The sequence below is a fragment of the Micromonospora sp. H61 genome, assembly GCF_018070325.1.
In the GTDB taxonomy this organism is placed as follows: Bacteria; Actinomycetota; Actinomycetes; order Mycobacteriales; family Micromonosporaceae; genus Micromonospora; species Micromonospora salmantinae.
On sequence record NZ_JAGPXY010000065.1, the window covers coordinates 25,607 to 37,553 of the forward strand.

Genomic DNA, 11,947 nt, shown 5'->3' on the forward strand with positions numbered 1-11,947 from the left:
CAGGCGGATGGCTCTCTGCATCTATCGTCGATGCTCCTCGGCTCGGATCGAGCGTCAAACCCGGCGGCTCCACGGCTAGCTAAAAGGGACGAGGGCAGATCGGGGCGGTGCGGACCATGACATCGAAGGTTGGTGCGGCTTCCCAGTTGGGGCGCAGCTTGGTGACCTTGTTCCAGCCCCAGGAGCGGTACGCCATCTGGGCGGCAGCATTGTCGGGACGGACCAAGAGCGTGGATCGCGGTTCAGCCCGGCCCGCAACCAGCTCGTCGTGCAGTGCCGCCGCAATGCCTTTACGCCGCCAGGCAGGGTGTACCAGCAGCTCGCTGATCGCAAAGGTGCGTTTCCCGTCCTCTTCGGTGAACCCGGGCGGGACGGGCTCATGGATGCCCTCCCACCACCGTGCCTGTGGAGGCAGCGGAAAGCCATAGATGTAGCCGGCCAGGGCCCCATCGACCGATGCGGTAATCAATTCCCATCCAACTCGCTGCATATGCAGGTCAAGCTGACGCCGGTAACGGTCCTGGCTGTAGAACTCGCCGCCACCCGCGTAGACCTCCAAGTAGAGGCCCACGAACTGATCGAGGATTTCCTTAGCCTCGTCGGCCCTGTGATGGCGAAGCTCCAAGCCCTCGATCATGCCCGGACCGCTCGGTCATAAGCGTCGACGAACTGGCGCGTTGCCGTGGTCGCCTGCCGTGGGGCCGCCAGGTTCGAGCGCACCTGCGCAAGGTGCCGGCTAATCCTCCCCGAGTTCATCTGGCTCACCGCGGGCAGGACGTCCAGCGCGATACGTGCCGCCTCGTTGACGTCGCCCTGCTGATACGCGGCTTCCGAGAGGTGCACGGTGTAGTAGACCTGATTACGCCGATGGCCAGGCGACGGATTGGCGATAATTGCGCGGAACGACTGAGAGGCACGGTCGGGCCTGTCCAGCGCGAGGTAGGAAAGCCCCTGGATGCCGTTCACTTCTTGCTCGTTGACGAAGTCCACAAACCCCAGGTCATCCTCGTGTGGCCCCCGCTCCAACTCGCGGCGAGCCTTGGTCATTTCCCGGCTGAACCCACTCGCATCCGTGAGTACGGCGTACGTGTGCGCCCTACGCAGATGTAACAGCGTGGTGAGACGAGGTGTCGCCCATCTGGCGGAGACGCGTAGCGCGGCCTCGGCACAGTGCAGCGACTCGCCGGGCTGACTGTCGCGGAGCAGCATGGATAGCTGGGTGAGCGCCTGTACTTCCATCCGCGGGTCGTCGGCGATGCGGGCGCGGGTAATGGCCTCGTTCAGGTAGGGCCTGGCTTCGGGCCTACGTTCGGCATCGGTAGCGAGCCAGGCGGCCTGGATGCTGAGGTCAGCGAGGGCGCTTTGAAGGGCATCGCCGACTTCTCGGCTGTAGTTCGCCCTCGCCGCCCAAGTCGACAGCCTGGCGTGTGCCTGGACGGCAACGTCGCAGAGTTGGTCGGCACCTGCTGCAGCATCGGCTCGCCGGAAGTCCTGAACCAGCGAGCTGGCCAGTCGTACCTGCTCCATGCCAATGTTGCGGGGCACTTCAACAGGGCCTGCAAGGAGATAAGGATGACCGGCTGCGGCGAGTCCCGCGAGCGCGGCCATTGTGTTGAAGCGTCGCCGGTCCGTAGCGCCACCCCCTCCGGTTGATGCCCCCTCCACGGTAACCGCCATGGCCAGCAGTTCGCCCTGCTCAGTTGTCGGGTCGTGGGCATGAGGATCGTCTGTTGTGCCCTCTGCGGCGCGGTCGTTGACCCGGTAAGGCTGGCCAGGCAGACCGAACCAGAGGCAAGAGGCGGGCACCCACAGCAGCTGTGCCCAGTGCGCCAGGCGGTCCAGGTGCACGAGCGGCGGGCCGTTCTCCACCCGACTTAACTGCGCCTGCGTGATTCCCAACCACCCTGCCACCACGCTCTGCGGCAAGGCGACCCGCCCGTGATACGGATGGCACCGGTACGCCCTGATCACCCGCCCCAGATGCCGCTCGGCGAGGGCCTGTCGCACCGGCTCGTGCTCCCAGAAGCTCGCCGGCACCTTCGGTGGTGCGCTCAACCGGTCCCGCTCGGCGGCCTGGCACGGCGTACACCGTCCGCTGTCGTTGTCCCGGGCCAGCCGTCCGCCGCACCGAGGGCAGTTCGCGTGGGTCACCGGCGGCTCCGTCCGTCTCGCCTCATCGAGCGTATCCATTGAACACGCTGCGTGGAGCGCTGGTATACGCGCGACGCATATCGTCAAAGGACCGCCGAAAAAGCGAGCGGAGTACAACTACTCAGGACGGGCGCAAAGCCCGCAGCGCCTCGACGACCACGCTCCAACGCCTCGGCCCGTTCACCGACTCCAGCGGCTTCCCGTCCGCCACGACCACGCCGGCAGCGCGCAGCACCGCCAGGTGACCCGCGTACGCCGGATGAGCGGCCAACTCCGCCTTGGTGTGCGGGAACGCGACGATCGGCAACCCCGCACCCAGCGACTCGTTGAGGACGCCGAGCGCCAGCGTGTCGTTGACGCCCAACGCCCACTTCGTCACCGTGTTGAACGTGACCGGCGCGGCCACCACCACATCGGCCGGCGGGTGCGGCTCCGGGTCGCCGGGCATCCGCCACTCCATGCGTACGAGATAGCCGGTCTTGTCTTGCAGCGCGGCCCGGTCGAGCCACGGCGCGGCGGTCGGGCTGACGATCATGCACACCTGCCACCCGTCGGCGATCAGGAGGTCGACCAACTCGTCGATGTGTTCCGCCGGACCCGCGGCGCAGACGACCAGATACAGCACCGGACGTTCCGTCATGCCCGCAGTCTGCCCGATTCGACAGTCGCGACGTCGCGCGCATACCGATTAGGTATGCCGTCAACGATCACCGTGACATGCCGTCGGCCCTGGTCAGCCGCGACAGTCGACGCATGGCCCGGGGCGGGTGCCTTGTCCCGGAGTTGCGCCGGCCCTCAACGGCGCAGCTCCTCCCGCCCGCCCCGGTGCCAGCCCATGGATCAACGACTTGGAGCTCGCATGCCCGCCGTGATCGACGACGACCACCCGGCTCGCGTGAGTCTGGAGGCCGCCTGGGAGTCGGTCGACGTGCGGGCCGTCGGCGACTTCTGGTGCACCCTCGAAGACCGCCGACCCGGGCTGCTCCCACAGCGCGACGCGCCGCTGTTCTTCACCGCGCTGGGCAGCCTCGTGGTCGGCGGCGCCGACCCGGCGAACCGGGCGGCGCTGCTCCGGGTGCTCGGCCACGCGTACCGTCACTTCGACCTACTTCCGCACGCCACCACCATCGGCGACGCGCTGCTCGCCACCGTTGCCCGCCACGCGCGCCCACTGTGGACGCCGCAGCTCACCATCGCCGCCGAGCGCGCCCTGTGCCGCGCCACGCACGCCATCCGCCGCGCCGCCGCGCAGGCCGGCGACGGCCGGGCCTGGTGGCACGTCGAGGTGACCGGCCATGATCGGCCGTCGCCCGACATCGCCATCCTCACGGTACGTCCCTGGCGGCGACTGCCCTTCCAGCCAGGTCAGGCCGTGCCGGTCTGCACGCCGCGCCTGCCCGGGCACTGGCGCTGGCTCTCACCGGCCAACGCTCCACGCGCGGACGGCACCGTCGAGCTGCACGTCCGCGCCGTACCCGCCGGCACCGTCTCCCACCGCCTGGTCCACGAGGTACGCCCCGGCGAGCTGCTCTGGCTCGGCCCACCCGGCGACACCGGGCTGAGCCTCGACTCGGCGAGCACGAACGATCTGCTCCTCATCGCCGGTGGCACCGGCCTGGCGCCGCTGCGCGCCCTGGTCGAGCAGGTCGCCGCCGCACCCGACGGTCGGCGGGTGACGCTGATCGTCGGCGCGCGCACCTTCACCGACCTGTACGACGCGATCGCCCTCGACAAGCTGCAGTGCGCCCACGACTGGCTGACCATCGTGCCGGCCCTCTCCGACGACCCCGGCGCGGAGCCGGCCGAGCAGGGCGACGCCCTGACCGTCGCCCTCGAACACCACCAGCCCGGCCAGGACATCTACCTCTGCGGCCCACCCGCGATGCTGGCCAATGCGCGGCCACGGCTGCGCGCTCACGGTATCCCCGCTGCCCGCATTCATCTGCCCAGAGGCTTCACCCACTGATGACTGCGCCTTCTCATTGATCGATCGCCATGAGAGGCTTAAACGCCTGTGCGTGTTCGTCTCAGTGCGGCGGGTAAGCGGCGTGGAGGATGCTGACGGTCTGTTGCACGAGTACCTGCGTGAGCTCCCCGACTTGGCGGGCGTGCACCGATGACAGCTTCGCGGGACCGCGAAAAATGATTCAGGTCAGTAGCGTCTGGGCGTGCCCGCCACTTCCTCCGGTGACCCGCTGTCCGGCTTCAGCCCTGCGCGGCCCTACACACGGGACGCCGCCGGTGACGCTCCTCGAACGCCCGGTGTGCACGTGGTTGTCGAGAGCGGCGATGTCGTTTACGTCGGTTCGACTGGCGATCTACGTCGACGTCTCCGCCAGCACCTGACCGGCAATCGGGGTTCATCGGTCCTGCACGACCAGGTCGGCCAGCTGCTCGACCAGCGCGGTGCTCCGGCGGCGGCTGCTGACATCGCAGATTGGTTGGCTCACTGCGACCTCCGCTGGCTCGGGACCGATGATGCGCAGGGAGTGAAGGAGGCGTTGGTCGCGACCCTTGGACCTCGATTCAACAGGCATGTGCCGAAGGAGTCGGGGTTGCCCGAGGTCTCCGCAAAGCAGCGCCAGTTCGATCGCCTGAAGTCCGGCCGATACTACGGTGGGGTGCTCGACGCGGTCCGCGCGTACTTGCACGTCGCCGTGCCCGATGCCGCTGACAAGGAGCGGGATTACTGGACGCTGTCCTGCCTGCCGGCGACGCATGCCGGGAGACTCGCCGCAGTCAGCATGAAGCGGATGGAGACGTTCGTTCTGGCCGAGCCCGCCGAGCCGAACGAACACTCGCTGATCACCGGCTTTGTCATTGTCAGATGGTCTGCCCTGCGTCAGCACTGGCCGACGTTCCAGGCGTTCACTGACGCCTTCCCCGATCTGACCATCCGCCACTCCGATTACGCGGATCCAGGGCCGGACCAGGTTCGGGTCGATGGCTGGCACCACGACCTGATAGCCGCTTTCCGCGACGACCGCTTCGCCGCGGCCGTACGTGATCTCACCGAGCCGCTGCTGAGAGTCCGAACGATGCAGACCGCAGGACACAACGACCAACTCGCCGAGCAGGTGTTGAAGATCGACAACCTGGCGAACTCCCCGGACGACAGCAGGGCGATTGAGCCGGAGGCCGCGTCCGAGGGGCGGCGCAGGAGGCTGGCCGAGGTCACCGCACGGCAGGGGCAGGCGGACTTCCGCCGCCGGCTCATGAAGGCGTACGACAACCGCTGCGCGATCACCGGCTGTGATGCCGAGGCCGCGCTCCAGGCTGCGCACATCGACCCTTACGACGGGCCGGCCTCCAACCAGGTCAACAACGGTCTTCTGCTCCGCGCTGACCTGCACAACCTGCTGGACCGAGGGTTGATCTGGATTGATGAGTCGTACGTCTTGCATGTGGTGGCGGGCATCGCGCACTACTCCAGCTACCACGGCCAGCGAATCCGCCTACCGGAGAGGACCGAAGACCTGCCAGACCCGGAAGCGCTGCTTCGGCACCGACGCGCGTGGCATGGGTTCCATGACGTCGTAGAAGACCACGAGCCAGACCCGGGGCGCGCGACGGCCGGGAGTAGTTCCCCGTAGAGCGATATACCTGTGAGGCATAGATATGACCCAGAGGTATATCGCTCGTCAGGACAAGGCCGGCCAGGCGCTGCTCTCACCGGTCACGCGCCGCGCGGTCAGGAGTAGGTGTCGCCGAATTCGCGTACCTCGTCGACGTCCAGCGTGATCCGGTCGTTCTCGGTCCACTGGCCGGTGGCGGCGACCCAGCTCGGGTCGTCGCGTTCGTCGATGTCGCTCCAGCTGTGCCGGTGGTGCCGTAGCTGGATCGGCCCGGTCGACTGACCCGGCGCGAGCGTCCCGTCGGTGAAGGTCAGCTCCACCCAGCCGGGGACCGGCGTTCCCGGGATCGGGTAACCCGGCGGCGCCGGCGTCGTCATCCCGGTCGGCGGCCCGCCCGGCGGGATGAAGAACTGCACGGTCTGCTCGATGCGGTCACAACCCAGCACGGCCCAGTCGCAGTTCGGCACCAGCGAGGTGTTGGCGCCCTCGAAGCGCAGGTGGTAGCGCACCCGCACCGTGCTCAGGTCAAGCGGCGCGGTGCCGGTGTTCGTCACCTTCAGGAGGTGCTGGATCTGGTTGTTCGTGGGGGACCAGTCCAGGTTGAGGTAGCTGAGCGTCGCGCGGCCGGCCGCGGTGCGCACTGTGGTGGTGGGCGAGGTGTCGGAGTAGCCGCCGAGCGCGCGGGCGGCAACCGCGATCCGGTACGTCGTGCCGGGTGCGAGGTCGGTCAGCGTGATCGTGGTTTCGGTGGTGGAGCCGAGGAAGCGGTACGTGTTCGGGCCCAGCGGCACCTGCACCTCGTAGTTGATCGGCTGCTCCGCACCGGGCTCGACCCAGGCGGAGGGCGCCCAGCTGAGGGTGAGCTGATGTGGTTCGTTTGCCACCACCGTGGGAGTGCCCGGGGTGCTGATCGCCGGGCCGTCGGCGCGGGCGGCGTTGACGGCGAGCAGGCTCGCCAGCGCGGCGAGGGCGACGGTGGCGGCGACACGGCGAGCAGACATAGCCGAATGGTATGCACCACCATCGATGTCCGTGCATCCTCCGTCAGGCCAATGACGGCGGAGGCGGATTCAGTCCGTTACGCGACGTAGTCAACTTGGAGATAATGCCTGGTCACGTGGCTACCTAGCGTGAACCCGTCATCACGAACGGCCCGGACGCCGGCGTCTCACCTGCCGCCCGTCTGGGCCTCAGACGGGAGAAACACATGCGTGCTCAGAACAAAAGCCGGCGGTACGGCGCCCGAGCGTCCGTACTCGTGCTCGGTCTTGTCGCGACCGGAGCGGTGCTCGCCCCGGCGAGCCCGGCGTCCGCCGCGGTCCCCGGTCTGGTGCGGGTCGCCGCGACCAGCGTCACCAACTCGGTCGACTTCCGCAGCGTCACGGCGACGTGCCCGGCCGGGAAGGTGCTGACCGGCACCGGCTACGAACTCAACGGCATCACCGGCGAAGGCGTCGTCGACGACCTGCGTCCCAACGGTGGCGTCGCCACGGCACCGACAGCGGTCACCGTCGGCGCCTACGAGACCGAGGCGTTCGCGGGGAACTGGTCGGTGACGGCGTACGCGATCTGCGCCAACCCGCTGCCCGGTCTGGTGCGGGTCGCCGCGACCAGTGTCACCAACTCGGTCGACTTCCGCAGCGTCACGGCGACGTGCCCGGCCGGGAAGGTGCTGACCGGCACCGGCTACGAACTCAACGGCATCACCGGCGAAGGTGTCGTCGACGACTTCCGGCCCAACGGTGGCGTCGCCACGGCGCCGACTGCGGTCACTGTCGGCGCGTACGAGTCGGACGCCACGGCCCTGAACTGGTCCGCCACCGCGTACGCGATCTGCGCCAACCCCCTCGCGGGCCTGGTGCGCACCTCGGCCGTGGGTGCCAGCAACTCCCTCGACTTCCGCAGCGTCACGGCGACCTGCCCGGTCGGGAAGGTGCTGACCGGCGCCGGCTACGAACTGAACGGGGTGACCGGCGAGGGCATCGTGGACGACTTCCGTCCCAACGGCGGCCCCGCCACCGCCCCGACGTCAGCGGCGTCCGGCGCGTACGAGGAGGACGCGTTCGCCGGGAACTGGTCCGACACGGCGTACGCCATCTGCGCCACGCCGTAGAAACCGCTCAGCCGGTGCAGCAGCCCTGCGAACGTGCGGGCCGCTGCACCGGCTGAGTGCTCGGCTCAGGAGCCGCCTTGGCGCTGGATCCGCCCGTCGCCCGAGACCTTGGCCCGGCCCAGGTCGCGTTCGGTGCCGGCCGGGCCGGTCGCGGTGCGGCGGTGCCGTTGGTCGGGCGAGTGCTCCACGGGCGAGCCCTGGCGGCCCGGAGCGCCGCTGCCCGAATGCCGCCGGCCTCGTGCCGACTCGCCGCCGCTGTCGTGTTTGTTCTGCTTGTGGCTACCCATGGATCGCGCGTACCCGGTCACTGTGCGGCTAGTCCTGAGCCCCGGTCAGCTTCAGTGCCGTCCCGACCGGTGAGGTGGCTATCGGTACTGGCACTCACGGATTCCAGTAGACGAGGACCCTGGCCTGGTCGAAGCGTCGGTCCTTCAGGTCGGCACGCTGGATCACCCAGTGGATGCTCGCCCCGCCTTGTCTGCCGCCGTGGAACTCGGCCAGCACAACCCAGTCACCATGGTCCGACTCGTCGTGGCCGGACCGGCCCGAGGGGTTGGCGCCCAACCACGCCGGGTTGAAACCGTTGCAGTCAGTGCCGTAGCCGCCCAACAGCAGCGGTGTCGTCCCGTCTTCATAGGAGAACGGGCCGTCCGGCACCTTGCCCAGGACGTCTTTCCACACGTCGGTCAGCTCTTCGAACGGGGGATCTCCTGGCAGCGGGGGAGACCACGGGGGCCCCGGGATCGTCTTGACGTAGGGCAGAGAGATGTCGACAGTGAGGTGTAGATCGCCCTTTGGGATTTCCGTGTAGACCTCGGCGAACTCCTCGTCGTCCGGAGGAAAGTCAGGCGGATACTGCTCTCGTTCCTCGACCGCCACGCCTGCCGGCACATACCTGACCTCGCCCCAGCCGCTTTCCTCGGGCCAGCCGAACAGCAGCAGTTGGCCGTCGGACGGTAGTGGAAGGTCAGTCACGTCTGCCGGAAGAGCAGCGCAGTCGATGGTGGCGATCAAGGGGTACTCGGGGTCCTCGGCGTCGGCCGGAAGCATCACCGGCCCGCGGATGGTGCCCACTACCGGCCCGTCACCCCTCTGTGTCAGAAAGGCAGACGGGCGGGCGAGCTCCAGCCAGCGCTCCACGTCGTCGGCGGGGATGTCGCGGCGCAGCGCCTCGGCGCGGACCTGATCGATGATTTTCACATTTCGGGGAAGCACGGGAGCACCGTAGGTCAACCGTGCGACGTTCTGGACCCCGCCGGATGCTGGCTCCCCGCAAGACAGGCGCACCTGCAATCGATACCGCGACTTGCTGTCGGCGGGCGGCAGGTGGAAGAGCCCGACCATAGCGTCCGAACCACGGAGTTCCGCGAGCGCGCGATCTGTGGGAGGCGACCATGCAGACGACCGAAGGTGTGGTGTTACCGGGGGAGCGGGCTCCGGTCAGGTTCAACATGGACAGGTGGCGGGCTGGGCTACCACCGGATGCGTGGCCCTACACGCTGCCAGCGAGCGGGGAGCTCTGGCGGCGGGACGTCTTCGCGGTGGCCGACGCGTACCGGGCGGGGTCCGCGAGCCCACGGCACCTGCTGACGGCCGTGCTGGCCTGGGCTTACGGACCCATCGGGTACGGCCCGTGGCGCGCCGCCAGGTCGCTCGACGCCGATCCGCACGGCAAACGCCTCGCGTACGCGTTGGAAGAGGTGTCCACGCCAGCGCCCGACGAGGACGCGCTGCGTACGGCGTACCGCCGCTTCCGCGACCCCGACCACGCTCGTCTGCCCTGGTTGGGGCCCGGCCTGTGCACGAAGGTCCTCTACTTCGTCGGCTACCGGCGCGGGGTGGGCGGCGTGCAGCCCCTGATCCTCGACCGGGTCGTGGCCGGCCAACTCCCCGCCGAGGCGGGTGTCGGCCGGCGCAACGCGTGGTCGTCCGAGCAGTGGCTGGCCTATCTGCGGTGGTCGGCCGAGCAGGCTCGGATCAGGGGAGTGGAGCCGGACGCGGTGGAGATGGCGGTCGTGCCCGACCGGTGAGGTGGCTATCGGGCGGCGCGGAGGCGGGTGTCGAGAGCGTCGAGGTCGGGGACGAACCAGATCTGCCCACCCTGGTTCGACTCGTGCACCAGCGCGCGCAACGCGGAACTCTCCGCGAGCTGCGCCGAGATGTCGCCGACGACCGCCAGCCGCACCCGGTAGTTGACGAACTTCTGCATCACGTCACCGGCGAAGCGGGTGCCCAGCGAGAAGAAGCGTTCGTCGAGTCGGTTGGCCGGCACGGCGACCACCTGGGCGCCGAGGAACGCCGCCCCGATCAGGTCCAGCGCGTCCTGCTCGGTGGCCACCGGTGGCCCCGCCGGGTCGCAGACCAGCACCGGCACTCCGGCGCGTTCCTGGATCTGGTCAGGCATCGTGGACCTCCCGGTCGAGCAGGCCGTTGTCGGCGTTGAGCACGGCGTCGAGCAGGTGCAGCAACTCGGCGGTGGCGGCCGGGTCACCCAAAATGATGATCTTCATGCGGTGGCGTTGCTCGTCGTACACGGTCTGCACCCGCAGCGGGTTGGCCTGGTCGTGGCCGGTGTTGGCGCTGGTGAGCACGAGCGTGCCGAGCCGGTCGGCGGCGGCTCTGTCGACACCGTCGATCTGGACGATGCTCGACACCTCCGACTGCCTGGCGACGCTGGGCGCGGTCGGGGCCTGGCCGGTGAGCGCGTCGAGATCACCGGCGGCGATCCGGTACTGCTTGCCGATCCGCACCGCGCGCAGCCGGCCCGAGCGGATGTAGCCGCGCACTGTGCGGACGTGCAGGTTGAGCCGGTCGGCCACCTGCTCAACTGAGTACATTTCATCCGTCATCGCTCCCTACGATACCCCGATAGGGAAGTATGAGGAGCGATGGGGTCGACTCGTTTACGGCATCAGCTCCAAAGGCTCCGAACCCACCTGGGCCGGCGAGGCCCCGTGAGGCGTTCGGCCGGCTAACTCGCTCGCGCTGTCGGACGGGTCCAGTACCGTCTGGAAACCATGGACGCGCTCGGCGACGCCATCATCGGGCGGGATCACCCCGCGGGTCTGCTGCGCGCCGAGTTGGACCGGGCCACCACCAGCCACGGCGGTCTCGCCCTGGTCACCGGCGAGCCGGGCATCGGCAAGACGACCCTCGTCACGTCGGCGGCCCGCGAGGCCCGGCAGCGAGGCGCGCTGGTGCTCGGCGCCGCCTGCTGGGATTCCGACAGCGCCCCCGGCTACTGGCCGTGGGTGCAGGTGCTGCGTGCCCTGCGGCGCTCCGCCGACGACTGGGCGGTGGCGCGGCAGTCCGCCGAGCCGGCCCTCGCGGCCCTGCTCGGGCAGTCCGGCGCCGGCGGTGAGCAGGCCGGTCGCCTCGCCAGCTGGGCCGGCGTCGACAGCGGCCCGGACGCCGCCGACCAGGAGGCGTTCGCGCTGTACGACGCGGTGACCGCCGCCCTGGTCGCCGTCTCCCAGCACCGGCCGGTAGTGGTCGTCCTCGACGACCTGCACTGGGCCGACCCCGCCTCGCTGCGGTTACTGAGCTTCGCCGCCCAGCACACCTGGTTCGAGCGGCTCCTGCTGATCGGCACCTACCGCGACGCCGAGGTCGAGTCGGGCGAGCATCCGCTGCGCCCGCTGCTGATGCCGCTGGTCGCGAAGTCCACCACTATCACCCTCACCGGTTTCACCCGCGACGAGGTGGCCGCACTGATGACCCGGACCGCCGGCCGGGAACCCCAGGCCAGCCTTGTCGACGAGGTGCACCGGCGCACCGGCGGCAACCCGTTCTTCGTCGAGCAGACCGCGCGGCTGTGGCACGCCGACGACGCGATCGGCACCATCGCACCCGGCGTACGGGAGGCGGTGCGCCGCCGCCTGGCCCAACTGCCCGCCGCCGTGGTGGAGGCGCTGACCGTCGCCGCCGTACTGGGTCGCGAGTTCCACCGTCAGGTCCTCGCGGCCTGCGCGGCCGCACCGGCGGCGCAGGTCGACCGGCTGCTCGACCGGGCGGTGACCGCCCGACTGGTGGTCGCCCGGGGCGGTGGCCGCTTCGCCTTCGCCCACGACCTGGTCCGCGAGACCCTCTACGACGGGCTGACCGACGC

At 69.3% G+C, this 11,947-nt stretch carries 13 protein-coding genes; 5 read left to right on the top strand and 8 right to left on the bottom strand.

Going from position 1 to position 11,947, the window contains the following annotated elements; genetic code table 11:
* Positions 1-79: 79 nt before the first annotated feature.
* From KBX08_RS25805 to KBX08_RS25815, 3 genes are all read right to left on the bottom strand, one after another.
* Positions 80-637, bottom strand: a complete 558-nt coding sequence (locus KBX08_RS25805; RefSeq protein WP_210785949.1) for a GNAT family N-acetyltransferase — start codon at positions 635-637, stop codon at positions 80-82.
* Positions 634-2,055, bottom strand: a complete 1,422-nt coding sequence (locus KBX08_RS34040; protein ID WP_247670058.1) for a hypothetical protein — start codon at positions 2,053-2,055, stop codon at positions 634-636. Before KBX08_RS34040 ends, KBX08_RS25805 begins: the two co-directional genes overlap by 4 nt.
* Before the next feature lie 217 nt (positions 2,056-2,272).
* A complete protein-coding gene (locus KBX08_RS25815) occupies positions 2,273-2,791 on the bottom strand; it encodes a flavoprotein (RefSeq protein WP_210785950.1) in 519 nt (172 codons plus the stop codon).
* A 219-nt stretch (positions 2,792-3,010) separates the two neighbouring features.
* Here KBX08_RS25815 and KBX08_RS25820 point away from each other — a divergent pair, with 219 nt between their 5' ends.
* Complete coding sequence (locus tag KBX08_RS25820; RefSeq protein ID WP_247670059.1) at positions 3,011-4,117, top strand: FAD-binding oxidoreductase; 1,107 nt, start codon at positions 3,011-3,013, stop codon at positions 4,115-4,117.
* A 202-nt stretch (positions 4,118-4,319) separates the two neighbouring features.
* Positions 4,320-5,744, top strand: coding sequence for an HNH endonuclease (locus tag KBX08_RS34785; protein ID WP_210785951.1), 1,425 nt, complete (start codon positions 4,320-4,322; stop codon positions 5,742-5,744).
* 98 nt (positions 5,745-5,842) lie between these two features.
* On the opposite strand, the gene KBX08_RS25830 is transcribed toward KBX08_RS34785, so the two are convergent.
* Complete coding sequence (locus KBX08_RS25830) at positions 5,843-6,727, bottom strand: fibronectin type III domain-containing protein (RefSeq protein WP_210785952.1); 885 nt, start codon at positions 6,725-6,727, stop codon at positions 5,843-5,845.
* A 206-nt stretch (positions 6,728-6,933) separates the two neighbouring features.
* Here KBX08_RS25830 and KBX08_RS25835 point away from each other — a divergent pair, with 206 nt between their 5' ends.
* On the top strand, positions 6,934-7,839 hold the full coding sequence (locus KBX08_RS25835; RefSeq protein ID WP_210785953.1) for a hypothetical protein: 906 nt from the start codon (positions 6,934-6,936) through the stop codon (positions 7,837-7,839).
* 65 nt (positions 7,840-7,904) lie between these two features.
* Here KBX08_RS25835 and KBX08_RS25840 read toward each other — a convergent pair whose 3' ends face one another.
* Both KBX08_RS25840 and KBX08_RS25845 read right to left on the bottom strand, forming a co-directional pair.
* Positions 7,905-8,126, bottom strand: a complete 222-nt coding sequence (locus KBX08_RS25840) for a hypothetical protein (protein WP_030331398.1) — start codon at positions 8,124-8,126, stop codon at positions 7,905-7,907.
* Between the two features lie 94 nt (positions 8,127-8,220).
* The gene (locus KBX08_RS25845; protein ID WP_210785954.1) at positions 8,221-9,183 is read right to left on the bottom strand and encodes a DUF1963 domain-containing protein; all 963 of its coding nucleotides are present in this window, start codon (positions 9,181-9,183) and stop codon (positions 8,221-8,223) included.
* A gap of 50 nt (positions 9,184-9,233) precedes the next feature.
* Here KBX08_RS25845 and KBX08_RS25850 point away from each other — a divergent pair, with 50 nt between their 5' ends.
* Complete coding sequence (locus KBX08_RS25850) at positions 9,234-9,869, top strand: hypothetical protein (RefSeq protein WP_210785955.1); 636 nt, start codon at positions 9,234-9,236, stop codon at positions 9,867-9,869.
* Between the two features lie 5 nt (positions 9,870-9,874).
* Here KBX08_RS25850 and KBX08_RS25855 read toward each other — a convergent pair whose 3' ends face one another.
* Positions 9,875-10,243 carry a DUF4180 domain-containing protein gene (locus tag KBX08_RS25855; protein WP_091393725.1) on the bottom strand — a complete coding sequence of 123 codons (369 nt, stop codon included), beginning with the start codon at positions 10,241-10,243 and terminating at the stop codon, positions 9,875-9,877.
* Positions 10,236-10,688: a helix-turn-helix domain-containing protein gene (locus KBX08_RS25860; protein WP_210785956.1), complete on the bottom strand. Its 453-nt coding sequence runs from the start codon at positions 10,686-10,688 to the stop codon at positions 10,236-10,238. The genes KBX08_RS25855 and KBX08_RS25860 overlap by 8 nt, the downstream gene beginning before the upstream one ends.
* A 219-nt stretch (positions 10,689-10,907) precedes the next feature.
* Here KBX08_RS25860 and KBX08_RS25865 point away from each other — a divergent pair.
* The coding region (locus tag KBX08_RS25865; RefSeq protein ID WP_247670064.1) for an AAA family ATPase at positions 10,908-11,947 on the top strand (1,040 nt) is incomplete at its 3' end.